The 25,951-nt window shown below is 64.5% G+C and carries 31 protein-coding genes and 1 tRNA gene; 17 read left to right on the top strand and 15 right to left on the bottom strand.

Features of this window, described 5'->3' with window-relative positions; translation table 11 throughout:
• The first annotated feature begins 4 nt into the window (after window positions 1–4).
• A complete protein-coding gene (locus WFP36_RS15640; RefSeq protein WP_336981858.1) occupies window positions 5–1,231 on the top strand; it encodes a TolC family protein in 1,227 nt (408 codons plus the stop codon).
• Between the two features lie 137 nt (window positions 1,232–1,368).
• Here the strand turns inward: WFP36_RS15640 and WFP36_RS15635 are convergent.
• Window positions 1,369–1,461: transfer RNA gene (locus WFP36_RS15635), tRNA-Ser, on the bottom strand.
• Window positions 1,462–1,671: 210 nt separating this feature from the next.
• Here WFP36_RS15635 and WFP36_RS15630 point away from each other — a divergent pair.
• Window positions 1,672–2,508, top strand: coding sequence for a DUF1134 domain-containing protein (locus WFP36_RS15630; protein ID WP_336981856.1), 837 nt, complete (start codon window positions 1,672–1,674; stop codon window positions 2,506–2,508).
• Between the two features lie 19 nt (window positions 2,509–2,527).
• Here the strand turns inward: WFP36_RS15630 and WFP36_RS15625 are convergent, their stop codons facing one another.
• On the bottom strand, window positions 2,528–2,773 hold the full coding sequence (locus WFP36_RS15625) for a hypothetical protein (RefSeq protein WP_336981854.1): 246 nt from the start codon (window positions 2,771–2,773) through the stop codon (window positions 2,528–2,530).
• A gap of 120 nt (window positions 2,774–2,893) precedes the next feature.
• Between WFP36_RS15625 and WFP36_RS15620 the strand changes: the two genes are divergently transcribed.
• On the top strand, window positions 2,894–4,069 hold the full coding sequence (locus WFP36_RS15620) for an amino acid aminotransferase (protein WP_336981852.1): 1,176 nt from the start codon (window positions 2,894–2,896) through the stop codon (window positions 4,067–4,069).
• Between the two features lie 97 nt (window positions 4,070–4,166).
• Here the strand turns inward: WFP36_RS15620 and WFP36_RS15615 are convergent, their stop codons facing one another.
• Genes WFP36_RS15615 through WFP36_RS15590 form a run of 6 tightly spaced genes read right to left on the bottom strand, consistent with a single transcriptional unit; the run spans window position 4,167 to window position 8,144 of the window.
• Window positions 4,167–4,784: a riboflavin synthase gene (locus WFP36_RS15615; RefSeq protein WP_336981850.1), complete on the bottom strand. Its 618-nt coding sequence runs from the start codon at window positions 4,782–4,784 to the stop codon at window positions 4,167–4,169.
• 14 nt (window positions 4,785–4,798) lie between these two features.
• Window positions 4,799–5,761 (bottom strand): bifunctional diaminohydroxyphosphoribosylaminopyrimidine deaminase/5-amino-6-(5-phosphoribosylamino)uracil reductase RibD, encoded by a 963-nt coding sequence (ribD, locus tag WFP36_RS15610; protein WP_336981847.1) that lies wholly within the window; start codon window positions 5,759–5,761, stop codon window positions 4,799–4,801.
• Window positions 5,748–6,266, bottom strand: a complete 519-nt coding sequence (locus WFP36_RS15605) for a hypothetical protein (RefSeq protein ID WP_336981845.1) — start codon at window positions 6,264–6,266, stop codon at window positions 5,748–5,750. Before WFP36_RS15605 ends, ribD begins: the two co-directional genes overlap by 14 nt.
• A 54-nt stretch (window positions 6,267–6,320) precedes the next feature.
• On the bottom strand, window positions 6,321–7,043 hold the full coding sequence (locus tag WFP36_RS15600; protein ID WP_336981936.1) for a M48 family metallopeptidase: 723 nt from the start codon (window positions 7,041–7,043) through the stop codon (window positions 6,321–6,323).
• Window positions 7,040–7,525 (bottom strand): YcgN family cysteine cluster protein, encoded by a 486-nt coding sequence (locus tag WFP36_RS15595; protein WP_336981843.1) that lies wholly within the window; start codon window positions 7,523–7,525, stop codon window positions 7,040–7,042. Before WFP36_RS15595 ends, WFP36_RS15600 begins: the two co-directional genes overlap by 4 nt.
• Window positions 7,526–7,532: 7 nt before the next feature.
• Window positions 7,533–8,144 (bottom strand): SCO family protein, encoded by a 612-nt coding sequence (locus tag WFP36_RS15590; RefSeq protein ID WP_336981841.1) that lies wholly within the window; start codon window positions 8,142–8,144, stop codon window positions 7,533–7,535.
• 100 nt (window positions 8,145–8,244) lie between these two features.
• Between WFP36_RS15590 and WFP36_RS15585 the strand changes: the two genes are divergently transcribed.
• From WFP36_RS15585 to WFP36_RS15550, 8 genes are all read left to right on the top strand, one after another.
• Window positions 8,245–8,865, top strand: a complete 621-nt coding sequence (locus tag WFP36_RS15585; RefSeq protein WP_336981839.1) for an ankyrin repeat domain-containing protein — start codon at window positions 8,245–8,247, stop codon at window positions 8,863–8,865.
• Window positions 8,849–9,523 carry a COQ9 family protein gene (locus WFP36_RS15580; RefSeq protein ID WP_336981837.1) on the top strand — a complete coding sequence of 225 codons (675 nt, stop codon included), beginning with the start codon at window positions 8,849–8,851 and terminating at the stop codon, window positions 9,521–9,523. Before WFP36_RS15585 ends, WFP36_RS15580 begins: the two co-directional genes overlap by 17 nt.
• Before the next feature lie 2 nt (window positions 9,524–9,525).
• Window positions 9,526–10,266, top strand: coding sequence for a hypothetical protein (locus tag WFP36_RS15575; RefSeq protein ID WP_336981835.1), 741 nt, complete (start codon window positions 9,526–9,528; stop codon window positions 10,264–10,266).
• Window positions 10,267–10,312: 46 nt separating this feature from the next.
• Window positions 10,313–10,567: a FeoA family protein gene (locus WFP36_RS15570; RefSeq protein ID WP_336981833.1), complete on the top strand. Its 255-nt coding sequence runs from the start codon at window positions 10,313–10,315 to the stop codon at window positions 10,565–10,567.
• Complete coding sequence (feoB, locus tag WFP36_RS15565; protein WP_336981831.1) at window positions 10,564–12,417, top strand: ferrous iron transporter B; 1,854 nt, start codon at window positions 10,564–10,566, stop codon at window positions 12,415–12,417. Before WFP36_RS15570 ends, feoB begins: the two co-directional genes overlap by 4 nt.
• A gap of 122 nt (window positions 12,418–12,539) precedes the next feature.
• Window positions 12,540–13,085, top strand: a complete 546-nt coding sequence (ssb, locus tag WFP36_RS15560; protein WP_336981829.1) for a single-stranded DNA-binding protein — start codon at window positions 12,540–12,542, stop codon at window positions 13,083–13,085.
• Between the two features lie 74 nt (window positions 13,086–13,159).
• Window positions 13,160–13,564, top strand: coding sequence for a hypothetical protein (locus WFP36_RS15555; RefSeq protein ID WP_336981827.1), 405 nt, complete (start codon window positions 13,160–13,162; stop codon window positions 13,562–13,564).
• Window positions 13,561–13,767 (top strand): helix-turn-helix transcriptional regulator, encoded by a 207-nt coding sequence (locus WFP36_RS15550; protein ID WP_336981825.1) that lies wholly within the window; start codon window positions 13,561–13,563, stop codon window positions 13,765–13,767. The genes WFP36_RS15555 and WFP36_RS15550 overlap by 4 nt, the downstream gene beginning before the upstream one ends.
• A gap of 3 nt (window positions 13,768–13,770) precedes the next feature.
• Here the strand turns inward: WFP36_RS15550 and WFP36_RS15545 are convergent, their stop codons facing one another.
• Entirely contained in the window at window positions 13,771–14,292 is a 522-nt protein-coding gene (locus WFP36_RS15545) for a YceD family protein (protein WP_336981823.1), read from the bottom strand.
• A gap of 2 nt (window positions 14,293–14,294) precedes the next feature.
• On the bottom strand, window positions 14,295–14,807 hold the full coding sequence (locus WFP36_RS15540) for a ubiquinol-cytochrome C chaperone family protein (protein ID WP_336981821.1): 513 nt from the start codon (window positions 14,805–14,807) through the stop codon (window positions 14,295–14,297).
• A gap of 183 nt (window positions 14,808–14,990) precedes the next feature.
• Between WFP36_RS15540 and WFP36_RS15535 the strand changes: the two genes are divergently transcribed.
• The 3 genes from WFP36_RS15535 to hslU are packed head-to-tail and all read left to right on the top strand — an operon-like array spanning window position 14,991 to window position 17,403.
• Window positions 14,991–15,464 (top strand): outer membrane protein assembly factor BamE, encoded by a 474-nt coding sequence (locus tag WFP36_RS15535; RefSeq protein ID WP_336981819.1) that lies wholly within the window; start codon window positions 14,991–14,993, stop codon window positions 15,462–15,464.
• A 56-nt stretch (window positions 15,465–15,520) separates the two neighbouring features.
• The gene (hslV, locus tag WFP36_RS15530) at window positions 15,521–16,093 is read left to right on the top strand and encodes an ATP-dependent protease subunit HslV (RefSeq protein ID WP_336981817.1); all 573 of its coding nucleotides are present in this window, start codon (window positions 15,521–15,523) and stop codon (window positions 16,091–16,093) included.
• A gap of 8 nt (window positions 16,094–16,101) precedes the next feature.
• The gene (hslU, locus tag WFP36_RS15525; protein WP_336981815.1) at window positions 16,102–17,403 is read left to right on the top strand and encodes an ATP-dependent protease ATPase subunit HslU; all 1,302 of its coding nucleotides are present in this window, start codon (window positions 16,102–16,104) and stop codon (window positions 17,401–17,403) included.
• Window positions 17,404–17,462: 59 nt separating this feature from the next.
• On the opposite strand, the gene WFP36_RS15520 is transcribed toward hslU, so the two are convergent.
• The 4 genes from WFP36_RS15520 to WFP36_RS15505 all read right to left on the bottom strand — a co-directional run bounded on the left by WFP36_RS15520 (window position 17,463) and on the right by WFP36_RS15505 (window position 21,623).
• Window positions 17,463–18,056 (bottom strand): hypothetical protein, encoded by a 594-nt coding sequence (locus WFP36_RS15520; protein ID WP_336981813.1) that lies wholly within the window; start codon window positions 18,054–18,056, stop codon window positions 17,463–17,465.
• Window positions 18,057–18,187: 131 nt separating this feature from the next.
• Window positions 18,188–18,718, bottom strand: coding sequence for a hypothetical protein (locus tag WFP36_RS15515; protein ID WP_336981811.1), 531 nt, complete (start codon window positions 18,716–18,718; stop codon window positions 18,188–18,190).
• 17 nt (window positions 18,719–18,735) lie between these two features.
• Window positions 18,736–20,556, bottom strand: coding sequence for an ABCB family ABC transporter ATP-binding protein/permease (locus tag WFP36_RS15510; RefSeq protein WP_336981809.1), 1,821 nt, complete (start codon window positions 20,554–20,556; stop codon window positions 18,736–18,738).
• 104 nt (window positions 20,557–20,660) lie between these two features.
• The gene (locus WFP36_RS15505) at window positions 20,661–21,623 is read right to left on the bottom strand and encodes an aspartyl protease family protein (protein WP_336981807.1); all 963 of its coding nucleotides are present in this window, start codon (window positions 21,621–21,623) and stop codon (window positions 20,661–20,663) included.
• Between the two features lie 126 nt (window positions 21,624–21,749).
• Here WFP36_RS15505 and WFP36_RS15500 point away from each other — a divergent pair, with 126 nt between their 5' ends.
• Genes WFP36_RS15500 through WFP36_RS15490 form a run of 3 tightly spaced genes read left to right on the top strand, consistent with a single transcriptional unit; the run spans window position 21,750 to window position 24,221 of the window.
• Complete coding sequence (locus tag WFP36_RS15500; protein ID WP_336981805.1) at window positions 21,750–22,601, top strand: glycosyltransferase family 2 protein; 852 nt, start codon at window positions 21,750–21,752, stop codon at window positions 22,599–22,601.
• 30 nt (window positions 22,602–22,631) lie between these two features.
• Window positions 22,632–23,558, top strand: a complete 927-nt coding sequence (locus WFP36_RS15495; RefSeq protein ID WP_336981803.1) for a hypothetical protein — start codon at window positions 22,632–22,634, stop codon at window positions 23,556–23,558.
• A gap of 3 nt (window positions 23,559–23,561) precedes the next feature.
• Complete coding sequence (locus WFP36_RS15490) at window positions 23,562–24,221, top strand: hypothetical protein (RefSeq protein WP_336981801.1); 660 nt, start codon at window positions 23,562–23,564, stop codon at window positions 24,219–24,221.
• A gap of 26 nt (window positions 24,222–24,247) precedes the next feature.
• Here the strand turns inward: WFP36_RS15490 and WFP36_RS15485 are convergent, their stop codons facing one another.
• On the bottom strand, window positions 24,248–25,756 hold the full coding sequence (locus tag WFP36_RS15485; protein ID WP_336981799.1) for a lipopolysaccharide biosynthesis protein: 1,509 nt from the start codon (window positions 25,754–25,756) through the stop codon (window positions 24,248–24,250).
• Window positions 25,757–25,951 lie beyond the last annotated feature (195 nt).

Raw genomic sequence — 25,951 nt, 5'->3', positions numbered from 1 at the left:
ACCGATGCGCAAAACGATCCTTATCCTGCTGCCCCTGCTGGCCATTGCCGCGCCCCTTTCTGCCGAGGCGGGCCTGCCCGATGCGGCGGCGGTGAACACCGCTCTCGACGATCATCCTTCGGTAGTGACCGCTCGCGCGAAGGTCGAAGCTGCCCGAGCCGACGCCCGCGCGCGCGCCAAGGGCTCGCACGAAGTGACCTTCACCGGCGCCTACAATCGCCGCACGATCGATCAGGAAGGCACGTTCGACGAATATGACGCGCAGGTAAGCCGCGCCTTCCGCCTGCCCGGCAAGGCACAGCTCGACCGGGAGATCGGTCAGCATGGCGTCGACGCGGCGGAAAACATGGCCGAAGATGCCAAGCATCAGGCGGCTCTGCTGCTTGCAGGCCATTGGTGGGACTGGCTGGAAGCCTCTGCCGAGGCCGAGGTCGACCGGCAGGCGGTTGCCAATTACGAACAGGCGCTCGCGGCCGTGAAGCGCCGGGTGGAATTGAAGGACGCCGCCCCGCTGGAGGCCGATCAGGTCGAGGCGGCGCTCGGTTCGGCTCGCTTGATGGCGGAGCAATCCACCGGCCGGGCCAATGTCGCCCGCGCGAGATTGGCGGCGCATTTCCCTGCGCTGGCCGTGCCGTTGGAGGCGCCGCAAGTGCCGCAGCCGGCGATTCCCGAAGGCGGGTTGGAACATTATCGCGAGCTGGTGCTGACCAATAGCCACGAGATTGCCGCGGCCGATGCCCAGGCACGCAAGATGGACAGCCTTGCCGAGCGCACCCGGCGCGAGAAAGTGGCCGATCCCTCCTTCGGCCTGCGTCTTTTCTCCGAGCGGGGTGGGGCCGAAAGGGGCGCGGGGCTCCTGTTCTCGGTTCCCCTGGGCGGCGGACACCGCGCGGCGCTGAGCGATCAGGCGGCGGCCGATGCCAGTGCGGCGCAGGCCGACGCGCAACTGGCGCGATTCTCCGTGCGCGAAATGGCGGATTCGGACGTGGCCGAGGCCACGTTCCGTTTCGAGGCATGGAAACGTGCGAGAGAGGGCCTCAACGCCCAGATTGCGGCGCTGACCAAGCTGCGCAAGGGCTTCGAGCTTGGCGAAATCGACCTGGCGGACCGGCTGCTGGCCGAACGCATGGTCCACGATGCCTTCCGCGCAGAAGCGACCGCCCGCACCGAGGCACAGCGCGCCATCACCAAACTGCGGATCGATAGCCACCAATTGTGGCTGGGCGACTGAGCGCATAGCCTCGCACATGGCCGGGCGTGGCCGGGCAGGCGCGGCCTGCCCGGCACAAAGCCTGTCCCACCTCCCCGCAAACGGGGAGCTTTTCGCCATTTCTGAGGGAAGGCGGCGCATATGCGCCGTTCAAACCGTGGCGGAGACGGAGGGATTCGAACCCTCGATACAGGATTTACCCGTATGACGGTTTAGCAAACCGTTGGTTTCAGCCACTCACCCACGTCTCCGGATCGCAGCGGCAATGGGCGGGCGCTATAACGAGGCCTTGGAGGGGCGGCAAGTGTTGATCCTGAAAACTTTTGCTCCTTTTTTCACATCCCGTCGCGGACTCGCTCTGCCGCAAATCGGACTCACCTCGCCGCGCGTTCATTGCCGCTTCAGGCCAAGGGGATTCTTTTGAAGGATCAGCCAATCCGGCCCGGACCTGAGGGGATGCAATGACCGTACTTAACGCCATCGGCCAGAAAGCCGCGCAATTGCGGGGAGTGCTGGGCGCGCTGGCCTGTACCGCGCTGCTGGCCGCACAGCCGGCGGCCGCGCAGATCGAGACGGTCGATCCCTCCGCCACGATCGACGGCGATCTGGCGGGCCCGCCCGCATCGTCGGAACCCACCTGGCAGCCCACCTATTCGCCGCCGCCCGCGCAGGATCCCCCGGTGGTCGATCCCTATCCCGCGCCGGGCGAACAGGTGCTGGAGGCCCAGCCTGTCGCCCCGCCGGCCGCCACTTCGGCCGCCACTTCGGCCGATGCCTCCAGCGCGGCCACGCAGGCTTCCACTAGCGGACAGGGCGAGACCTACAAGAAAGACGATCTGATCGGCGCGGCAGAAGGCGTGTTCGGCAAGGGTGCCGAAGGTCTGGCCCGCATGATCGAAGATATCCTCAAGAAGCAGGGCGAGCCCAATGCCTATATCGTGGGGCGTGAGGGTGGCGGCGCCTTCATCTTCGGTGCACGCTATGGCTCGGGCACGCTCTATCACAAGGTGGAAGGCCAGCAGCCGGTCTATTGGCGCGGCCCTTCGCTGGGGGTGGATATCGGGGCAAATGCCGCGAACACCTTCGTGCTGGTCTATAATCTGTTCGACACGCAGGACCTGTTCGAAACCTATGGCGCAGGCGAAGGGCAGGCCTATCTGATCGGGGGCTTCCACGTCTCCTATCTGCGCAAGGGCGATGTCGTGCTGATCCCCGTGCGTATGGGCGCGGGCCTGCGGCTGGGCATCAATGTCGGCTATATGAAGTTTTCGAAGAAGCAGAAGTGGCTGCCCTTCTGAGCTGAATGCGGGGCGGCGATCATTCGTTCTCCCGCCCCGATTCGCTCTTCCGAATCCGCTTCTGTTCGTCGATCTGGTCGGCGCTGATCCGGGCCTTTGGATCGAGCACGCTGGAAAAGACCATCCCGATCATCAGGACGAGTTCGCCGCCCCGATTCCGCGGCTTTGGCGGCATGGCGTTCCGGCGTGCCCGGGCCATCATCCAGCCCGAAGCGACCAGCGCGACGATCGCTGCTCCCAGCGCAATCAGGATGGCTTCAAACATGCTCGCTTTCCCCCTTGCGTCTGGAGCTTGTGTCTATCTGGGGACAGGGCGCCCATTTGCGAGGTTCCAGCGCGTTTTTCTGGCTTGCCCCGAAGGGGCAGGCGCGGCTAGGGGCGCGCCATGCTCGAGAACCTTACCCAACAGCCGCCCGATGCGCTTCTTGCGCTGATCAAGCTCTATGATGCGGATACCCGCCCCGACAAGATCGACCTTGGCGTGGGCGTCTATCGCACCGATGACGGCGCGACCCCGGTCTTCGCTTCGGTCAAAGCTGCCGAGCGCAAGCTGGTGGAGGAACAGGATTCCAAGGCCTATCTCGGCCCTGAAGGCGACATGGGCTTCGTCCATGCGCTGATGCCCTATATTTTCGGCTCGGACCCCACGATGGGCGGCCGGATCGAAGGCATGCAGACGCCGGGCGGCACGGGTGCCGTGCGCATTACCCTGGCGCTGGCCAAGCATGCGGGCGTGGGCACTGTGCTGATGGGTACGCCCAGCTGGCCCAACCACGCGCAGATCCTGAAGGATCTGGGCATGCAGATGAAGGGCTTCAATCATGCCGCCGCCGATGGCACGGCGGATATGGAGGCCCTGCGCAGCGCGCTGAAATCGGCCGCCAAGGGCGATGCCGTGCTGCTGCATGGCTGTTGCCACAATCCCACCGGTATCGACTATACCGACGAGCAGTGGGACGAGATTGCGGCCCTGCTGGCAGAAACCGGCGTGCTCCCCATCCTCGACCTGGCCTATCAGGGTCTTGGCCTGGGCATGGAAGCGGATGCCTATGGCGCACGCAAGGTGCTCGCCTCGGTGCCCGAAGCGCTGATCGCCTATAGCTGCGACAAGAATTTCGGCCTCTATCGCGATCGTGTGGGTGCGGCTTACGCAATGGCTGCCGACCCCTCGCTGGTCGGCGCGATCATGTCGAACGGCCACACGCTGGCGCGTGCCAACTGGTCGATGCCGCCGGATCACGGCGCTTCGGCGGTCCGCCTGGTCCTGCGCGATGCGGGCATGACCAAGCTGTGGCTGGACGAGCTGGACGATATGCGCGCCCGCATGCGGCAGGTGCGCGATCGCCTTGGCGCGGCGGGCAAGGTCGGCACGCTCGACTTGACGCCTTGCGCCACGCAGAACGGCCTGTTCTCCATGCTGGCGCTGACGCCGGAGCAGATCCTCAAGCTGCGTGAAGAACACGGCGTCTACATGGCGGGTTCCGGTCGCATCAACATTGCCGGCCTGACCATGGGCAATATCGACAAGTTCATCGGCGCGCTGGCGGCGGTTACGGCTTGAGATAGCTCCTCCCCTTCAGGGGAGGTGGCATTCGCGTAGCGAATGACGGAGGGGGCTCGCCTTCGGGCACACCCCCCTCCCCGTTTCGGGGAGGATTTTAGCCCCGCAGATCCTGCATCCGCTTGAGATAACGGGCCATGGTGTCGATCTCGAGATTGACCGCGTGGCCCGGCTCGAGCGTGCCGATGGTTGTCACCTCGGCCGTATGCGGGATGATGTTCAGCCCGAAATGGACCGTGCCATCCGGCTGGTCTTCCACTTCGTTCACTGTCAGCGAGACGCCATTGACCGCGATCGAGCCCTTGGGCGCGATATAGGGGGCGAGTTCCGCCGGGGCAGCGATAGTGAAGCGCGCCGAATCGCCTTCAGGCGCAATCCGCACGATCCGGCCTACCGCGTCGACATGGCCGGTCACGATATGGCCGCCCAGTTCGTCGCCCAGCTTCAGGGCCTGTTCGAGGTTGAGGCGCGAGCCCGCGTCCCACATGCCCGGCACGGTGCGAGAGACGCTCTCGCCCGAAACATCGACTGCGAACCAGGCGTCTCCGGCTTCGCCGCCTTTTTCCACCACGGTCATGCAGGCGCCCGAACAGGCGATGGACGCCCCGATGGCGATGCCTGCCGGGTCATAGGAGCAAGCGATGGTAACGCGCAGGTCTCCCCGCTGCTCGCTCTGGCGGACGGTGCCGATGGCGGTAACGATGCCGGTGAACAATGCTGCCTCCTGTGTCAGGCGGGCTGATAGACTTCCATCCAGTCGCTGCCAAGCTGGCGGCGGTCGGCAAGCATCCAGCCGTCGGGCATGCCGCCGGGGCCGGGCAGTCGGAAGGCGGGAATGCCGCTGCCGAAAATGACGGGCGCGCGGTAGAGCAGCAGCCGGTCGACCAGTCCCGCATCTAGGAACGCGGCAGCGACTTCCGATCCGCCTTCGATCATCAGATATTGCACATCGGCGAGAGCGGCGATGGCCTGCGGCGAGGCGAGATGATGCCAACCTTCGGGAGAAGCACCACGCGTCAGCACATAGCGGCGGGGGCTGCGATGCTCGAGACCGGGCAGGCGCACATCGAGCCGGGGCGCATCGGCGCGCAAAGTGCCGCCGCCCACAAGGATCGCATCGCTCATGGCGCGTTCCAGATGGGCATGGGCGCGCGCTTCGGGCCCGGTGATCCATTTGCTGGTGCCGTCCGTGCGGGCAATGAAGCCATCCGCCGTCAGGGCAAGCTTGAGCGTTACGAAGGGCCGCCCGCCGGCCTTGCGCATCAGATAGCCGGCCAGGCTGGCACGGCAGGCGGAATCGTTCGCCAGTTCCGCCGCAATGCCGGCAGCCCCCAGCCGGGCGATCCCGTCGCCCGCAGTGCGCGGGTCCGGGTCTTCGATGCCGACCACGACTCGCGCCACTCCGGCCGCGATGGTCAGATCGGTGCAGCAGGGGCCGCGCGGGCTTTCATGGGCGCAGGGTTCCAGCGTGACGTAAAGGGTGGCTCCGCGTGCGGCCTCGCCTGCCTGTGCAAGGGCCGTGGCCTCGGCATGAGGGCGCCCGCCGGGCTGCGTCCAGCCTTCGCCCACCACGATGCCGTCCTTCACCAGGATTGCGCCCACAGCCGGGTTGGGGCGGCTCAGCGGCCTGCCGCGCACGGCCAAGGCGGCCGCGGCGGACAGCCAGCGTGCATCGTCCTTACTGGGCGGCAACGGGCTGTGCCCCGGTTCCGGGATTTTCGGCGGGATTATCGGCTTTCGCCTTCGCGGCCGCTTCCTGCTCGGCCTTGATGGCCTGCTGCTGGGCCTTCTGCGCCTCGATCTTCGCAGCGGCGGCTTCTTCCGCCTGCTCCTGCTTGATCTCGCGTTCCATCTTGTCGACGTCGACGCCGGTCATGCGGCCGAGCTGGCGGTAGAGATTCTTGCGATACTCTTCCTGCTCGGCAAGCTTGACCCGAATGGCATCCTGCTTCTTCTGGTTCGCGATGTTGGTGGCTTCGATCTCCGCGTCGCTGCGGCCTGCGGCAAAGGTGGTTATGAAGGTCACTTCCGGCTGGCGCGGCATGATACGTTCGCTCTTGGGGATCATGATCGCCATCAGGCCCGCCGTCCCGGCGATGGAAATCGCCAGCACGCGCCAGCGATAGGGATTGCCACGCCAGACATGCGCGAAATCCTTTGCCGCGCCCACAGGGGAAACATTACGCCAGAAAGCCATGGTGCGAATGTAGGCGCTGGCGCGCCGCTTCGCCAGCCTTTCCGCGCAGCAGGCTCAGCCGAAGGTTACGTAGAGCCGCCGTCCATGCGCCTTCAGCCAGTGGTTGGCGGCCTTCACGTCGCCTTCGAACAAATCCTCGAGCAGGGCGTGGAAGGCAGGCGAATGGTCGAAATGGGTAAGGTGGGCCACTTCATGGGCCACGACCGAGCGACGCACATGGTCAGGCGCCTGGATCAGCCGCCAGTTGATCCGGATCGTGCCATCGCTGGCACAACTGCCCCAGCGGCGCTGGGCACGCGATAAGCGCAGGGGCGGGGCGGGTTTCCCTGCGGCGGAGCAGTAATGGGCGAGATCGGCCTCCAGGTGCCGCAACGCTTCGGCTTCCAGCCAGCGCTTCAGGCGCGGGGCTATGCCGTCCTGCGGCCCGCCCAGCATCAGTCTGCCGTCTTCCAGTGCCGGGCGGCGGCGGGCCCTCTCGTGCCAGTGAATTGCCAGTTCCTCGCCGCGATAGAGCAGGTTGCCCCCGGCCTCGGGCGGCGTGGCTGATGGCAGACGCGCCATCTGGGCCTCCAGCCAGTCGCGGCGACTGGCCGCGAAATCGAGCCCGTCGAGCGTGCGGCCCCAGCGGGGCAGGGTCAGGCGCACTTCGCTGCCATCGGGGGCGAGGCGCAAGGTCATGCGCCGGGCAGTGGGGTGGCGGCGGATCGTTACCGGCACCTGCCGCCCGCACAGTTCCATGCGCGGATCGACAGGAGCGCGGCGCAGCCAGTCGATCATGTGCCGCCTTTCGGCCACTCGTCTCCTGCATCGGCCCATTCGACGATATGGTGTTCCAGCGGCCCGGCCTCGGTCTCGCTGATCGCGCGGCCGGCCGCCGAAACGCCCGCCGCGTGCACAGCATTGCGGTCGCCCGAGATCAGATAATGCCAGCCGGGCAGGGGGCGTCCGTCCGCCCGGCGGCGATAGGCGCAGCTATCGGGCAGCCAGCGGATTTCCTTCACGAGCTTGAGCGTCAGGCGCAGGCAATCCGGAACGAAGGCCTTGCGATTGCGATAATCCTTGCATTGGCCGGTGCGGGTATCGAGCAGGCGGCAGGCGACATTGGTGTCCACCACTTCGCCCGTATCTGCATCCTCCAGCTTGTGCAGGCAGCACCGCCCGCAGCCGTCGCACAGGGCCTCCCACTCGGCGCGATTGAGATCGGCCAGGGGCAGCTCCCAGAAGCGGTAGCGCAGTTTCTGGTTGCCCAGCTTGTCCATCGCGGCGTCAGCGCACCCAGCGCGCAAGCTCTGCCGCAACTGCTTCGGGGCCCTTGTCCACCGGCAGCAAGGCTATGGGCTCGCCCTTGCGGCCCATCAGATAGGTGATGCCGCTGTGATCGACGAGATAGCCGCCGCCGGCGGACATCTCGCCTTTCTTGTAGAACACCTTGAAGGCGTCGGCCGCGGCTTTCACCTGTTCGGGCGTGCCGGTCAGGCCGAGGAGATCGTCGGAAAAGGCATGCGTGAATTCGCCCACCTTGGCCGGGGTATCGCGTTCTGGATCGACCGAGATGAAGATCGGCTGCACCTGCGCCGCCAGTTCAGGCTCCTCCGCCTTGAACTTGGCGAAGCCCTGCATGATCCGCGCGACATCGGTGGGGCAGACATCGGGGCAATAGGTGTAGCCGAAATAGACGATGCGGTACTTGCCGTCGAAGTCTGACCATTTGACGGGCTTGCTTGCCGAATCCACCAGATCGAACGGCCCACCGATCGCCGCGCCGGCAAGGGGCGCGTCGGCGGGAGCCGCGTCGGAGGATTTCTGCCCGCAGCCCGTTAGGGACAATGTCAGGGCGATTGCAGCTATCGGGGCGAATGCGTGTTTGGCTTTCCACATGGCGCGCCGGTTCATGCTCTGCTAACCCGCCTCTCGCAAGGGGTGAGTCATCATAAGGGGGCTCAACCGCACGGGCCCGAAAGAGGCAGGAGATTGCACATTGGCGCGGCTTGGGCGCATTTCGGCATTGGTCCTTCCGGCAATCGCGGCGGCGCTGGCTTTGGCTTCGCCCGCGCAGGCGCAATATTCGCCGGGCTATCAGTTCCTCAAGGCAGTGAAGGAAGGCAATGGCGACGAAGCGGTGAAGCTGCTGCAGGATCACAGCACAACTCTCGTCAATTCGCAGGACATCACGACCGGCGAATCCGCGCTGCACATCGTGGTGGCCCAGCGTAATAAGACCTGGATCCAGTTCCTCTGCCAGCAGGGCGCCAATCCCAATGTCGCCGACAAGAAGGGCGTCACGCCGCTCGTGCTGGCCAGCCAGCTCGGTTATCTCGACGGGGTCAGCGAGTTGATCAAGCGCGGGGCCAAGGTGGACGTAGCCAATGCCACCGGCGAAACCCCGCTGATCGCCGCGGTTCACCGGCGCGACATCCCCACCATGCGCGTGCTGCTGAAAGGCGGCGCCGATCCTGACCGGGCGGACAGTTCCGGCCGTTCCGCGCGCGACTATGCGATGTATGACGGGGAAAACAGCTCGCTGGTCCAGGAAATCGAGAAGAACCAGAAGCCCAAGGGCGAACGGGAAGGGGCGTCACGCTATGGCCCGTCATTCTGAGGCGCTGCTGCCGCAGGATCCGACGCTGGACGAAATCCGTCTGGCGCTCGCCCCGCTGGTCGCCGATGCGGTGGCCTTCGATGGCTGGACCGAAGCTGCGGTAGACGCTGCGGCCGAAAGTGCCGGCATCGATCCGGCAATTGCCCGGCTCGCCTTCCCCGGCGGCGCGATGGACCTGATCGCGGCATGGGTCGAACATGTCGATGCGCAAATGATCCGTGCATTCCCGCCCGAGAAGCTGGCGGGCATGAAAGTGCGGGAAAAGATTCGCGAACTCGTCTGGTTCCGCCTGTCCGCCGCCATCGGCCGGGAAGAGGCCATGCGCCGGGCGCTGGCGATCCAGTCCATGCCGCAAAACGCCCCTGCCGCTCTCCGCCAGGGCTGGCGCAGTGCCGACCTGATGTGGCGGCTCGCCGGCGATACGGCCGCCGACTATAATCACTATACCAAGCGCGCGATCCTCGAAGGGATCTACGGCGCGACGCTCGCCGTCTTCGTGGGCGACGAGAGCGAAGGCAAGGCCGAAACCCGCGCCTTCCTCGATCGCCGCATCGAAGGAATCATGAAGTTCGAAAAGGCCAAGGCCAACCTGCTGCGCGACCGCGAGCACTTTTCGATGACCCGCTTCCTCGGACGGCTGCGTTACCCGGCGCGGTGATATTGGCGGGGGCGGAAATGAAACCGCTTCGCTCCACTGCCGTGTTGGCGGTTCTTCTGCCGACGGTCTTTCTCGCACCCTCCGTCAACGCTGAGCCTTCCGGTGACGAATCGTTCGTTGCGGATGCCGAACAGACATGCGGCCTTGAGCCGGGGGCGCTGGTCGCCACGGAGGGCCGGATCGTTTGGGTGATGTCGAAGCTGGCGGACGAGCCTGACAAGGCAAAATGCGTTGGCATGCGGGTGAGCGGGAATTTTCGCGAGGGGCGCCTCGTGATTGTGGACGAAGAGGCGGCCATTCCGGCGGCAATCGAGGCTTCCAAGCGGGCAGAGCGAGAGCGCAAGTTCTCCGCCGGACGGCAGGACAAGGTGGTGCGCCTGTTGGCTGCGGCGAAACTCCGCGATAGCGTGGCGCTGGAACGCGAAGAGGTGATCGGCAAACCCTATATTGTCGAGGGCGATCGCTGGAAGAAGCGGCCCGAAAGCACAGCGCCATTTTCGATGGACAGTCTTTCGAATTTCGACAGTTGCAGGGCAGCCAAACCGCGCTCCTCCAATTTGGGTTGGGTGACCGTTCAGTGGAACTGTCCGGACGATGCAGGGCTTCCGTGGAAGAGCGTTGTGACCAGTTTCCTGTTCGATGAATTGTCCGTCGTGAAGATTCAGACCGGGGCCGGCGCTCCGATCAGCGTTTCGAGGCCGCCGTCAGCCTCTGGCGAGGCAAGCAAATCGTCACATTTCTAATTGCGAACCAGTTGCAATTAGCGTCCAACTCTGGCAGCGGGCAGGCATGAACCTCGATGCCTTGCCGACCGGCCGCCGCGCGCGCATTACCGCAGTCGATTGGGGGATTCTTGCCCCCGAAGAGGCGACTCGCCTCCGCGCGCTGGGGATCGACAAGGGCGCCGAAGTGGAGATCGCCCATCGCGGCGTGTTTGCCGGGAAGGACCCGATTGCCCTTGCCGTCGGCCGGATGACTGTCGCGCTGCGCCGCAGCCACGCCCGCGCCATGGAAGTCGAGGAACTGGCGGAGACCGCACGATGAGCGGCAGGCGCACAGCGGCCCTGGTGGGCAACCCCAATGCGGGCAAAAGCGCGCTGTTCAATGCGCTGACCGGCGCGCGCCAGAAGATCGCCAATTATCCCGGCGTCACGGTGGAACGGAAGGCCGGGCGCCTGATCCTCCCCTCGGGCGAGCCGGTGGAACTGATCGATCTGCCCGGCAGCTATGGCTTCGATGCCACCAGCCCGGACGAGGAAGTGACCCGCAAGGTCATTTTCGGCGAATTCCCCGGCGAAGCGCAGCCCGATGTGCTGATCGTTGTGCTCGATGCCTCCAATATCGAACAGCATCTGGTCTTCGCGCAGGAAGTGCTCGAACTGGGCCGCCCCACCGTTGTGGCGCTCAACATGGTCGACCTTGCCGAGCGTGACGGGCTGGTGATCGATCCCGCCGCGTTGGAACAGGCGCTGGGCGTGCCGGTGATTCCCACCGTGGCAGTGCGTCGCCGCGGCCTGCCCGAACTGACCGAGGCCATCGCCTCTGCCGAAGTGAAGGCGGAGCGCGATCCCAAGGACCATCCGCGCCCGCACATAACCCAGCCCGAACGGCGGTTGACGGCGAATAATATCGCCAAGGGCGCGATCATTTCCGAAACCCGCAAGCACCGTCTCCATGCCCGCATGGACAAGGTGCTGCTGCATCCCTGGCTCGGCCCGCCGATCCTGTTTGCGCTGCTCTTCGTGATTTTCCAGGCGGTGTTCGCCTGGGCCACGCCCTTTGCCGATGCGCTGGAAGGCGTGGTGGCCTGGCTTTCCGAACTGGCTACGCAGATCATTCCCGCCGGTTTCCTGCAGGATCTGCTGGTGCAGGGCGTGCTCGCGGGCGTCGGTTCCGTGGTCGTGTTCCTGCCGCAGATCGTGATTCTGTTCTTCTTCATCCTGGTGATGGAGGCGACCGGATATATGGCCCGCGCGGCCTTCATCATGGACCGGCTGATGGCCTCGGTCGGCCTGTCCGGCCGCAGCTTCATTCCGCTGCTGTCCAGCTTTGCCTGCGCCATTCCCGGCATCATGGCCACGCGCAGCATTTCCGATCCCAAGGACCGGCTGACCACCATCCTGATCGCCCCGCTGATGACCTGTTCGGCGCGCCTGCCGGTCTATGCCGTGATTATCGGCGCCTTTATTCCGGCCACCACAGTCGGCCCGGGCATCGGGTTGCAGGGGCTGGTGCTGTTCGGCCTCTATGTCGCTGGGATCGTCGGGGCGATGGCGGCGGCGCTGGTGCTGCGCCGTTCGGTGACCAAGGGTGCGGCTTCCGGCTTCATCATGGAGCTTCCCAAATATCAGATGCCGCGCCTTTCCGACCTGCTGATCGGCTTGTGGCAGCGTGCCTGGGTGTTCCTGCGCCGTGCGGGCACAATCATCTTCACCGTTACCGTGGTGCTGTGGGTGCTGCTCAGCTTCCCCAAGGCCGGGCCGGGCGAAAGTCAGCTCAATGCTTCCATCGCCGGCAAGCTTGCCAGCGGGGTGGAAGTGGTGGTGAAGCCGATTGGCTTCAATCACGAAATGGCCCTGGCGCTTATTCCCGCCATGGCTGCACGCGAAGTGGCGGTTTCCTCTCTGGCGACGACCTATGCGATCGACGCTTCGGACGAGGATGCGGCCGCCTCCGCGCTTGAGGACCGGCTCGGTTCGCGCTGGACCCTGCCGATGGCGCTGGCCTTCCTCGCCTGGTTCGTCTTCGCGCCGCAGTGCCTTTCCACCATCGCCGTGGCCCGCAGGGAAACCAACGGCTGGAAATGGCCGGCCTTCATGCTCGCCTATCTCTTCGGCCTGGCCTACATCTTCGCGGGGCTCACATTCTGGACGGCTACTGCGCTGGGGCTCTAGCCTCAGCCGTGCAAAATCGCGGTTGCGAGGTTGGCTTGGGGCTGGCCGGAGCTTACATCCTTGCGGGAATCATGTTTCGGCGCGCGCAAGCGCCCGGCCCGTAGCCCGAAAAGAGGAAGTTCATGGCAGGCAGCGTCAACAAGGTCATCCTGGTCGGCAATCTGGGTGCGGACCCGGAAGTCCGCAGTTTCCAGAATGGCGGGAAGGTGTGCAACCTGCGCATCGCCACTTCGGAAAGCTGGAAGGACCGCAATACCGGCCAGAAGCAGGAACGTACCGAATGGCACAGCGTGGCGATCTTCTCCGAAGGTCTCGCCGGCGTGGCCGAGCGGTTTCTGCGCAAGGGCAGCAAGGTTTATATCGAAGGCCAGCTGCGCACCCGCAAATGGCAGGACCAGTCGGGTAACGATCGCTACACCACCGAAGTTGTGCTGCAGGGTCCCGGCGCGGTGATGACCATGCTCGACGGGCCGCAAGGCGGTGCAGGCGGCGGCGGTGGCCAGCGCGGCGGCTGGAACGAAGGCGGCTCGGGCGGCGGCGGCTCCTATGGCGGCAGCAGTGGGGGTTCGTCCTCGGGGGGCTCCTCCTCTGGCGGCTGGGGCGGCGGTGCGCCCGCCGGCGGCGGCAGCAGCTTCGGCGACGATCTGGACGACGACATTCCGTTCTGAGTGCACGCAATGTAAAAAACTATTGACATTTTCCCCTCGATGTCCAAATCTTTTGACATTGAGGGGAGTGTTCAATGGCGCAAGCAAGTTATCGCAGCAAAATTCGCATGGCCACGATCGTGGCCCTTTCCGCGGCCATCGCGGCAGGCATTCTGGCGGGGCGGGTAGCCCGCGCCGGTCAGCCGGGCGAACATTTCTGGATCGTCTTTCCGCTGCTGCTGGTGATCTGCCTTGCAGCATTTGCCGGCAGTATTCCCTGGTGGCGGCGCCTGGACGATCTGCAGAAGAACGGCCATCTGCTGACCTGGTATTGGGGCGGAACCATCGGCCTTGCCGTCGCGCTGATGGCGCTGATCGCGAGCACTGGCGTGGACAGTCCGCTTACCAAGGGCGCGATGTATCTGATCATCGGGCAGGTCGGCGGGTTCCTGCTGGCCTTCCTCATCTGGTGGCTGCGCGGGCGGGGGCCGCAGGAGTGAAGAACACATTGCGGGAACTGCGCAAGGCGCGCGGCCTGAGCCAGGCCGATCTCGCCGAGGCAGTCGAGGTTTCCCGCCAGACGATCAATGCGGTGGAGGCGGACAAATACGATCCGTCCCTGCCGATGGCCTATCGGCTGGCGGCCTTCTTCGACGTTCCGGTAGAAAGCCTGTTCCTCAACCCCTTCCGCGAGGGAGAATAAGGCTCAATCCTTACCCTTGAGGGCGGCCAGCGTGGCAAAAGGCCCGCTGGCCGCTTCATCGAGAAGCCCGGCTTCCTTCCTTACCGCATCGGCATTGGGCCCGGTGGCATAGGGATCGATGGACAGGGCAAGGCTCTGCGCCACGGCTTCGCCCAGGTCGAAGGACGTGCCCTCATAGGCGATTTCGTCCAGTTCCTCGGCCTCCAGCTCCACTTCCTCGTCGGGGGCATGCGTTTCCCCGGTATCGGGCACGAAGCGGAAGGTCAGCTTCTCGCGAATCGCTACCGGCAGATCCTCGCCTGTGACCGCGCAACTCTGGACGATATCCGCCACGAGCGTGCAGGTGGCATCGACGGCCTGTCCGTCCTTCACCAGATCGACGTCGGCCGTAAGTTTCCCGATCGAGACCAGCCCGAACCGTTCGGCAAGCGCCGCGCGCTCGGCCTCGTCTGCCTCCAGATGCCGGACCCGTGCATCCACTGCGCGGATGTCGATCATGCAGGAGAATTCCGGAGTGTCGGCCATGGTCAGATCTCCGCTGCCAGAATGCGTTCTACGGGAATAGCACACAGCCGGTCATAAAGCCCGCGCAGCCCGGCAGCGGCGGCGGCGGGCGAGGCACCTTCGGAAAGGGTGAGATTGCGGCTTACTGCCTCTTCCATCGCCGCCTCGCCGGTCTGGGCCAGCGCATCGCGATAGGCGCCCAGCCTTCCGCCCAAGGCGGCCATCAGCTTGCCCATATGCTTGCCCACCACGACATCGCCCACGCCGCTTTCGCGCAATTGGCCTTCCATATCGTCCACGAACAGTTCGGTCAGATAGACGCAGGGGTGCGCCATGTTCTCGTCGCGCTCCAACCGCAGCAGCACCATGGCCAGCACGGCGCTGATCATGTCGAAGCGGCCTTCCACCGTGTCGGCCACGCCGCGCTGGGCATACCATTCCTTGCCGCGGGCCAGTTCCACCACGCGGTGCCAGAGGGCCTGCACGCCTTGGCGAGGGTCTTGCCGGCGGGCGAAGAGGCGGGAAAGCAGCGTCACGGCGGTATGGTCCTTCTCGTTCAGCCGCGATTAAATCCGCGCGGCCGATGGCTCGGGCCCCATGCGCCATTGCGCGAGGGGGCGCTTGTCCTTAAGGCTCGCGCCGATACTGCGTGGAAATGCGCAAGGCAATTGATTGCGGGACTGCCGGTGCGGTGCCGGCGAGGTTCGGAGACGAAACAGATGATGGCCAGGGTTCGGATCGGTGCGGTAGTGGCGCTCGCGGCCTTGTCTGCCGGGTGCAGCTCGATCTCCGATCATCGCGGCTACATGATCGATGAGTCGCTCGTCCAGGCGGTCCAGCCGGGCATCGACAATAAGGAATCGGTTGAAGGCACTCTTGGCCGCCCGACCTTCACCAGCGAGTTCGGCGATCCGGTGTGGTACTACGTTTCCAGCACCACCGCGCAGAAGCCCTTCCGCAAGCCGCGTATCCGCCAGCATTCCGTGCTGGCCGTGACTTTCGACGCCAACGGCAATGTGGCTTCCTCGCAGCGCTGGGGGATGGAGAAGGTCGCCTATATCAATCCCGAGGGCGACAAGACGCCGGTTCTGGGCAGGGAACGCGGCTTCCTGGAAGATCTGTTCGGCAATATCGGCCAGGTCGGCAGCTTCGGTTCCAATGCACCCACCGGCCCCGGCCCCAACGGCAGCTGATCCACAACCTTTTCGGCCAGCTTGAACGCGGCGGGCCTAACGCCCATATTCGCCGCATGAGCGAACCCGACAATCGCCACGGCACAGTCCAGTGGCACGGCACTACCATCATCGGCGTGAAGAAGGACGGCAAGACCGTCATCGCCGGCGATGGGCAGGTTTCCATGGGCAATACCGTGATGAAGCCCAATGCGCGCAAGGTGCGCCGCATCGGGGCGGGCGGGAATGTGATCGCCGGCTTTGCCGGTGCGACGGCCGATGCCTTCACTCTGTTCGAGCGGCTGGAAAAGAAGCTGGAGCAATATAGCGGCCAGCTGCTGCGCGCCGCAGTGGAACTCGCCAAGGATTGGCGGACCGACAAATATTTGCGCAACCTCGAAGCGCTCATGATCGTGGCCGACAAGGAGACCTTGCTGGTGCTGACCGGCAATGGCGACGTGTTGGAGCCCGAGGGCGGACCCGAATCGCAGATCGCCGCCATCGGCTCGGGCGGGAACTATGCCCTTGCCGCTGCCCGCGCGATCGATGCCTATGAACAGGATGCCGAAGTGATTGCCCGCCGCGCCATGGCCGTGGCTGCCGACATCTGCGTCTTCACCAATGACCGCGTGACGGTCGAGACCATCTGAACCCCATCATGACCGACACACTGACCCCCAAGGCGATCGTCGCCGCATTGGACGAACACATCATCGGCCAGGCCGAGGCCAAGCGCGCTGTCGCGGTGGCCCTGCGCAATCGCTGGCGCCGCCAGCGGCTGGGCGCGGAACTGCGCGACGAAGTGACGCCCAAGAACATCCTGATGATCGGCCCCACGGGCTGCGGCAAGACCGAGATCAGCCGCCGCCTGGCCAAGCTGGCCGATGCGCCTTTCGTGAAGGTGGAGGCGACCAAGTTCACCGAAGTCGGCTATGTCGGCCGCGACGTGGAGCAGATCGCCCGCGACCTTGCGGAGGAAGCCGTGCGGCTGGAGAAGGACCGCCGCCGCGAGGCTGTGCGCGAAGCCGCCAGCAAGGCCGCGATGGACCGCCTGCTGAAGGCGCTGGTGGGCGAGAACGCTTCCGAAGCCACCCGCGAGAGTTTCCGCCAGCGCATCATCCAGAACGCGATGAACGACGTGGAAGTCGAAATCGAGGTGGAGGATGCCCCCTCCATGCCGATGGACCTGCCCGGCATGGGCGGCAATGTCGGCATGATCGACCTCTCCCAGATGATGAGCAAGGCGTTCGGCCGGCAGAACCTCAAGCGCCGCAAGCTCAAGGTCCCCGATGCGTGGGACAAGCTGGTGGACGAGGAAGCCGAGAAGCGCATGGACCAGGACGATGTCGCCCGGGTCGCGCTGGCCGATGCCGAAACCAACGGGATCGTGTTCCTCGACGAGATCGACAAGATCGCCGTGTCGGATGTGCGCGGCGGCTCGGTGAGCCGTGAAGGCGTGCAGCGCGATCTGCTGCCCCTGATCGAAGGCACCACGGTTGCCACCAAATACGGCCCGATGAAGACGGACCATGTGCTGTTCATCGCCTCGGGCGCGTTCCATCTGGCCAAGCCTTCGGACATGCTGCCCGAATTGCAGGGCCGCCTGCCGATCCGTGTCGAATTGCGCAGCCTGACCGAGGCAGATTTCGTGCGCATCCTTTCGGAGACGCGGGCCAATCTGGTCGAGCAGTACAAGGCGCTTATCGGCACGGAAGAGGTGACGCTGGACTTCACGCAAGATGCCGTGCGCGAAGTGGCGAAGATCGCCGCGCAGGTGAACGAAAGCGTCGAGAATATCGGCGCCCGCCGTCTGCAGACCGTGATGGAAAAGCTGATCGAGGAACTGAGCTTCGAGGCGGAGGATCGCCGTGGGGAGACCGTGACGATCGATGCTGCCTATGTGCAGGACAAGCTCGCCACGCTCGCAGGCAATAGCGACCTGAGCAAATATATCCTGTAACCGAAGACCTGCCCGCTCGCCCCTGCCTTTAAGGGGCGAGCGGGTTCAGGGCCAAACAATTACTTCGCTGCGGGCGTGGGCGTTTGCCCTTCGGCCATCAACTGCTTCACCAGATCCTTCTGCTGCGGATACCAGAATTCCAGGTGGCAGTTCTCGCACACGCCGTCGATCTCGCCGACCAGCTCACCGGCCCGCTGCGCATCGCGCGCCTTGGCCGCGGCGGCGATGTCGCCCATGTGGCTGGCAAGGGCGCCGGCCATGCCGCGGAACCCGTCGGGATCGGCGTCGATATTCTTCTGGACCTGCTGGGAAGTCGTGCCGCCTTCCACATTCTCGTCGGAGATGGTCACGCCCGGCCGGTTGACCACCAGCTTCTTGAGCGCACCAAGATCGACCGCGGCTGCCTGAAGACGAGTGGCGGCATCGGCCAGCTTCGCCCATTTGGCGTCGTCCATCAGCTTGGGATCGATCACCGCATCGTTCGCCATCGCCGCATTGCCGATTGCCCAGACCTCGTCGGCGATCACGTCGACATGCTTGGTCATGGCTTCATGCACGGTCATGGGGACATTGTCGGCGGCGGGTTCCTTGCTGCAGCCGGCAAGCGTCAGTGCCGCCGTTGCGAGGGCGAGAATCATGCGATGCGATGTCATTGGAGGCTCCTCTCTGGGAGCGTGCTAATTAGCGCGCTACGCAGTGCGAGGGAAGAATATCGAAGGGTAACGCGCCCTCTCCCAACCTCTCATAAAAGACGTCGCAGAGAGGGCAGGAACAAGGTCCGTTCTCAGCCCTGCGGATACCAGTATTTGGCGTGGCAGGCTTCGCAGACCTGATCGAGTTCGCCCACCAGCAGGCCGGCGGCGTCGGCATCGCGGGACTTGGCGGCGTCGGAAATCGACTGGGCGTGTTTGGCAAGGCCGGTGGCGAGATCGCGGAAGCTCTGCGGATCGGCATCGATATAGGACTGGACGTCTTCCATCGAATAGGCGCCGGGTTCCTCCACCTTTTCCTGCCCCGGAGCGGCGGCCTTGATCGTGCCGGCGGCGGCCATCTTCTCGGCCTCCAGCTTGAGCGCGGCAGCTGCATCGGCCAGCCTGGCCCACTTGGCGTCGTCCATCTGGGCCGGGTCGAGCCCGCCCGTGTCGCTCATCGCATTATTGCCGATGTCCCACAGCGCGTTGGTGGCGGCATTCACTTCCTGCTGCATGGCGCCGCGCACATAGAGCACATCGTCTTCATTCGCCTGCGCCACGCCCCAGGCCAGCATGGAACCGGCCAGCACGGCCGGCACCGCCAACATCGCATATTTCCGCATCGTCTTCTCCCGCGCCGTCATTGTGCGGCGGTATCCAGTTCGTCACTCTCGATAAGCTGGCGAGCCCACATTTCGGCGTAGAGGCCGTCGAGTCGCAAGAGTTCGAGATGTGTACCTTGCTCCGCCAGCCGTCCATCTTGCATGACATAGATCAAGTCGCTGTCCGCAATCGTGGAAAGTCTGTGCGCGATGGAGATAGTGGTGCGATCCCGCGCGATCCGGCGCAGGGTGGACAGGATCTCCTGCTCCGTGCGGGTATCGAGCGCGCTGGTCGCTTCGTCGAGCAGCAGGATCGGCGGATTCTTCACCAGCGTGCGGGCAATGGCGACGCGCTGCTTTTCGCCGCCGGACAGCTTCAGCCCGCGTTCGCCCACCTGGGTTTCGAACCCGTCAGGCAGGTTCTCGACGAAGGGCAGGATCGCGGCGCCCCGCGCGGCGGCGATCACATCGTCCATATGCGCGCCGTCGCGGCCATAGGCGATGTTGTAGCCGATCGTGTCGTTGAACAGCACGCTGTCTTGCGGGACGATGCCGATGGCGGCGCGCAGGGATTCCTGCGTGACGGAGCGGATATCCTGCCCGCCGATCAGGATGCGCCCTTCCCAGGGATCGTAGAAGCGGAACAGTAGGCGGCCGATGGTGGACTTGCCCGCGCCTGACGGGCCCACGATGGCGACCTGCTTGCCCGCAGGAACTTCCAGGCTGAGCCCATGCAGGATCGTGCGTTCCTTGTCATAGCCGAACACCACATTGTCGAAAGTGACGGTGGGATTGCCTGAGAGCAGCGCCGGTGCACCGGGTGCGTCGCTCACTTCCACATGCGTGTCGATCAGGTCGAACATGGAGGCCATGTCGATCAGGCCCTGGCGGATCGTGCGATAGACCATGCCGAGGAAGTCCAGCGGCCGGAACAGCTGGATCAGATAGGTGTTCACGAACACCAGATCGCCCACGCTGAGATGGCCCTTGCTCCAGCCCCAGACAGTGTAGGCCATGGCGCCAGCCATCAGCAGGTTGGTGATGAAGGCCTGCGCGATGTTGAGCAGGGCGAGCGAGTTCTCGCTCTTGGTCGCGGCCTGCATGTAGCTTTCGGCCGCGTGGGAATAGCGCTGCTGCTCGCGCTGCTCGGCGCCGAAATATTTCACCGTCTCGTAATTCAGCAGCGAATCCACCGCGCGGGCCAGCGCTTGCCCGTCCAGCTCGTTCATCCGCGCGCGCAGCGTGGCGCGCCATTCGGTGATCGTGGTGGTCACGAAGATATAGGCGACCACCGCCACGAAAGTGGCGATCACCAGCGCGATGCCGAAATTGAGGTAGAAGATCACCCCGATCGCGATCAGTTCGATGAAGGTGGGGGCAATGTTGAACAGCAGGAAATAGAGCATCGTGTTGATGCTCTTCGTGCCGCGCTCGATGATCTTGGTGACCTCGCCGGTGCGGCGGGCAAGATGGAAGCGCAAGGAGAGCTGGTGCAACCGGCGGAACACGTCCTCCGCCAGATGCTGCACCGCGCTCTGCCCGATCCGCTCGAATACGATGTTGCGGATATTGTCGAAGGCCGTGGTGGTGAAGCGCGCCGCCGTATAGGCCAGCACCAGCGAGAGCGCCGCCCACATCGCCTCGGTCGCGGGGGTGGCCATGGTGTTCACGGCCCCGCGCAGGAAATAGGGCATGGACAGCACTGTGACCTTCGAAAGAAGGATCAGCACCACCGCGCCCGCCAGGCGCCAGCGGACCCCGGCCCGCTCGCGCGTCCAGAGATAGGGCAGGAAGCGGCGCACCGTGCGCCAGTCGGCATGCTTGCCTTTGAGATTTGTCGATTGTGCGTGCGGTGGCATGGGCCAGCAAGTGGGCCTTAACCCCGCAAAGGGCAATGGCTGGCCGACAGGCTTTTCCTATCGGGCGCGAAAGGCGGTCATGCCGGAAGGCTCAGTTGCTGCTGTCAGTTGCTGCCCATTCCTCCGGCAGGGGAATTGAACCAGCCAGCGCCCGGCGGCAGGTCGAACAATACCTTGCGCTGCTTGAAGTCGATCGCCACCCGCTTGAACAGCTTGAGCTCGCTCATGCCCAGCACCATGGCCGGCCTGTCATCCAGCCCCAATGCCTCGAAAGTGGGGGAATCGACAAAGGCGACCGGCAGATTGCTGACCTTCACCCGGCCAATGGTGACGGATTTGGCGAGCCGGACATTGCTCGTCTCCATCGCCCCGTTGATGTCGGTCATGTGCGCCTCGCCCAACTCGCGACCGCGCAATTTTTCCTGCAGGGCCAGATTGCCCACGCTGCCCTGTGCCCCGGTGCCGACGATGACGGCGACTTTCACGCCGTCCAGTTCCGCATCGGTGATGACGAGCTGGCCCAGCACCCGGCGCGCGCGCACGATGATGTCATAGCCCTTGTCTCCGCCCAGCGTCGCCGCATCGGCCACGGAAAAGGTGTTCGCGCGGAAGTCCAGCATCACTCGCTGTTCCTGCAGGGAATCGAGCCCCAGGATGCCATCGGCGCTGCCGATATTGTCTTGAGCCACCAGCGGCACGGTCTCGATATAGAAGAGGCGCTTGCCGAGCCCCAGTTCCATCACCGGCGCGACCTCGATCGGCGCGCGGCTGGAAATGCCCACCAGAGTGGCGCTCTTGCGGTCGGCCACGCCAAGCCGGTCGGCCAGTTCGCGCGAGAGGATCGTCGCCTGCGCGCCGGTATCGATCATGAAGCGGTAGGGCCCTTGTCCCTCGACGGTTACCGGCACGGTCAGCCGGTTGTTCGCCTCGGCGGAGGTCTTGAAGACTTCAAGGTCGCCGGGCGGTTTTTCCAGCGGTGCGGCATCGCCGGATTGGACATCCTGCGCCGAAAGGGTGGTGGTCATGGCCGCGACCAATGCGGCCGATGCAGCTGTGAACCAGCGCATTGCCTGCACTCCCAAATCGCGGGACTCGTTGCGGCCCCGCTGCGAGCGCAATTCTATCACGCTTCGCCGCGCCGCGCGAATCGGTGCGGCAAGCCAATATTCATCGTTCGAGGCTAAGGCGACGGCATGGAACGCCCGCCTGTCATCGTCGCGGTATTGGCGCATAATGAGGAGCGCCGGATTGCGCGCTGTCTCGGCAGCCTGCCGCTGGGCGATCCCCGGATTTCGGTTCATGCCATCGTGAACGGCTCGCATGACCGGACAGCGGACATCGCGCGCGGCTTCGCGGGCGTGACCGTCCACGATTATGCGGAAGGCGGCAAGTCGCGCAGCTGGAACCGCTTCGTGCTCGATACGCCGGGCCTGGCGGGCCAGTGCTTCGTCTTCGTCGATGGCGATGCCCAGGTGCTTCCCGGATCGGTGGAAGCACTCGCGGCCACGCTTGCCGCAAATCCCGATGCCAATGCCGCCGCCGGCATGCCGTGCAATGGCCGCCGGGCCGAGGCCTATCGCCAGCAGATGATCGCCGGGCATGGCCTGTTCGGCGATCTCTATGCGCTTTCCGGCAGCTTCGTCGAACGCATGCGCGCAAAGGCTATCCGCCTGCCGGACGATCTGGTCGGCGACGATGGCCTGATCTGTGCCATGGCCAAGACCGATCTGGGCAATGAGGATGACTGGCGGGACGAGCGCGTCGTTCCTTGTCTGGCAGCGGGCTTCCTGTGCGAGCCGGCCAGCCTGCTCCAGCCCGCGACCCTCGCGCTGCAATATAGGAGGATGGTGAGCTATTCCGTGCGCCATTTCCAGAACCGGATCATCAGCGCGATCATGCGCAAGGACGGCCCTGCGGGCCTGCCCCGGCGCCTTGCCGCGCTCTATCCGCGCTGGTTGCCTGGGCTTGCCCCTCGGCGCGATCCGATGTGGTGGTGGTTCGATCGCATGGCTCTGGCGCGCATGGCGCGCGCGGCTGTTTCGTAAGCCCCGGATGTTGTGCTAGCGGCGAACGGAATGATCGAGTTGCGCGACAAGCTCCTCCGCAAGGCGCGGGAATGGCTCCACCTGCACCAGTCGCGCGCGGTGCTGGATACGCCGCCGCTTGTCCCCGCCGATGACGGGGTGATCCTGTTCTCGATGATCGGCACCAAGGTGCTGCTGCCCTATCTGGTGGCGATCAAGTCGCTCCACCAGCATCTGCAGCGCGGACGGGTCGTGATTCTCGACGATGGAACGCTGACCGACGGGGACAAGGCGATTCTCGCCCACCATCTCGGCGATCCGGAAATCCATCCCATAGCGCAGGTCGATGTCGGCCCCTGTCCGCGCGGCTGCGTATGGGAACGTTTGCTGCTACTGCTCGATTTGCGCAAACTTGCTTATGTTATCCAGGTCGATTCCGACACAGTCACTCTCGGCCCGGTGCCAGAAGTCGCCGCTGCGATCGAGCAGGGGCGCAACTTCACGCTGAAGGGTGAAGACAGCGCGCGGTGGCTGCCGGTGGAGGATTTCGTCAAGACCACTCCCGGCCTCGATCCCTTGGCTCCCACCACCCATGTGCAGGGCGCGACGGAAGAGATCCTTCCGCGCATCCATGCCGGCCTGCCTCAGCCTGCCCATTATGTGCGCGGCTGTGCGGGCTTTGTCGGCTTCGCTCCGGGCGGGCTGGAGCGCAAGGTGGCGGAGGATTTCAGCCGGGAGGCCGAAGCGATCCTCGGCCATGAAAGCTGGAAGCGCTGGGGCAGCGAACAGGTCATGTCCAACGTGATCGTCGCCAATGAAGGGGAGCCGGTGCTGCTTCCCTACGGGCGTTACCTCAACTTCTGGAACGAGCCGCTGCCGGCCGATACGCGCTTCGCCCATTTCATCGGCACCTATCGCTTCCATCGCGGGGCCTATGCCGATGCGACCCGCAGGGCAATCGCGGGACTGAAGGGATAGACAATGGCTGGAAGAAATCGAAGCGATGGAATTTGGCGTAATGCAGCGATAATCGCCGCGCTGACGTTCTTCCCCACGAATGAGGTCGTTGCGGCAGGTCTCGACGGCGATTTGTCGCTTGGCGAGTTTCGCTCAGGCTCCTGGACGGGGAAGGCATATTACCAGGGCGACACTTATACGTTCGGGCCGAGATACGTCTGCGAAATATCCGGCGTTTCGGTCCGCTACGTCCAGATCCGCCCGCCCGAAACGCCTATGATGGAAGCACGCTGGGAATTCGAAGTTTTGCATAATCAGCACTTTTCGAATGCGACGATCGACAAGGTGACTGTGGGGGAAAGGGGATATCAGGTCGTCCGGTTGCCTTGGCGTCTGGCTCGTCCACCTGAACCGGGGAATATTGTAATGACTGTCGATGCCCCGCTTTTCGCCTTCCGTTCCTCTAGGGAAGATGAATGGCTGCCGTTTGAATACCTCACGCCGGCACTAATGCAGGCTGCGGAGTTCAAGGTGGCGTATTCCTATGAAGATGAGGATGGCGAGCGCCGGACGAAGGGGCTTACCGTAAATATGCTCGGCTTCAGAGAGGTCGCCAAGTGGTGCGGCAAGCAGCTGCTTTCAGATCGACTCGGCGAAGAACGCGTCAAAGAGCTTACCGACTAGGGCCTCGACGTGGTGAGGCGCGGCTCTTAATTTTTCCTCCGGACCAGAGCCAGCAACTCACCTAGCCTCTCGCGTGCGAACACGAGCAGCCATCCGCCATAAACGATGCCCCCGGCCGCCACCAGCGCGGCAAGGCGGGCGATTGCGGGCATGGTCGGAGAGAACAGGGCGGGCAGAACCGCATCGAGCAGTTTCACGCCAAGGAACATGGCGATGCCCGCCAGCACCGGCGGGGCGAGCGCGCGCAGGAAGTCGGGCAGGCTCACTCGCAGCACCGGCAGCACCCAGGCAGCGGAAATGGCGACCAGCACCGGATAGGCTGCTACCCACGCCCAGGCGATTCCCGTTACGCCCCAATGCACCCCGATCAGGAACGCTAGCGGAAGCAGCACCGCGCCGAGAATGGAAGTGCGCGTATATATGCCCGGCCTGCCTGCCGCGTTGGTCGCGGGCCCGAACAGCACTTGAATGGTCATGAAGGGCATGGCGAAACCCAGCAGGGCAATCACCGGTGCGGTTTCCAGCCACTTCTCGCCCAGTACGACATGCACCAGCGGATCGGCGCTGGCGGCAAGGCCCAGGCAGAAGGGCATGCCGATCAGCATCAGTATCCGCACGGCTTTGAGAAAACCGAGGGCCATGGCCTGCGGATCGTCCTGCACCCTTGCGTAGGCGCTGAAGGCAACCTCGTTGATGGGCGGCACGAATTTGGTGACGAACATCTGGGTCAGGAACAGGCTGGTCGTGTAGATGCCCAGCATGTGCGGATCGAAGGCGCGTCCGGCAATTACGATGTCTGCCTGCGTCTGGATGAACCAGAAGAACTGCCCCACCGCCACGATCCCTCCATATTGGGCAAGGCTCCATGCGCCGCGGAAGTGGAAACTCGGACGGATGAAGATACGCGCGGCGATGGCCATGCCCAACGCGCGGGTCGCAAAGCCTGTCAGCGGGGCGAGCACCAGCGTCCACACTCCCAGGCCCGCGAGCGCTCCTGCGAGGGCGGCGAAGGCGGAGAGGAGGCCGGAAACGAGATTGACCTGGGCTTGCTTGCGGAAATCCATCTCGCGGGAGAGGACTGCGTAGCCCAGGGCGAGGAACGGATTGGTCAGATAGATCAGCGCCTGCACGCGCAGCAGGTTCGCGACGGCAGGCTGCCCGTAATAGGAAGCGACCAGGGGCGCGGCCGCGATCTGGATCAGCGCAAGGGCCACGTTCAATACGATCAGCATGCCGAAGAGCTGGCGCAACATATGGGGTGTGGCGTCGCGCTTCTGGATCAGGGCGTTCGCCAGGCCATAGCCGTTCATCAGGCTGAGCAGCACCAGGACTACCGAGGTCATCGCATAGAGGCCGTAATCCGAAGGGGAGAGAATCCGGATGACGAGGAAAGTGGAGCCCCAGGTGATCAGCTGACCGAGAATCTGGGAGCCCGAACGCCACAGAACGGCACTACGCACCTGATTCCTAAGCGATTCAGGGGGCGCATTCGGCGCTTCGCAGGCCGGATTCGGATTCTGGGCAGTGATCGTCATGTCAGAGGGCCTATGCGGCAGAACTTTTTACCACCGGGTAAAGCTAGGATTTCTGCGGGGTCGACGAGAAAGCGAAACAAAACTGCAAAAAACGCTTGCCTGAATCGAGAGGCCTATCTAGAGGGCTGCTCACCGGACGGGGCGCCAACGAGAGGCGGTGCTTGGGACGGTCGCCAACATAGACGGACAGCAGTT

Origin of the sequence: Fulverythrobacter fulvus (assembly GCF_037154085.1) — a bacterium.
GTDB lineage: Bacteria > Pseudomonadota > Alphaproteobacteria > Sphingomonadales > Sphingomonadaceae > Andeanibacterium > Andeanibacterium fulvum.
Note: the sequence above shows the minus strand (reverse complement) of the source record. Positions and strands in the feature narration are given on the sequence as shown.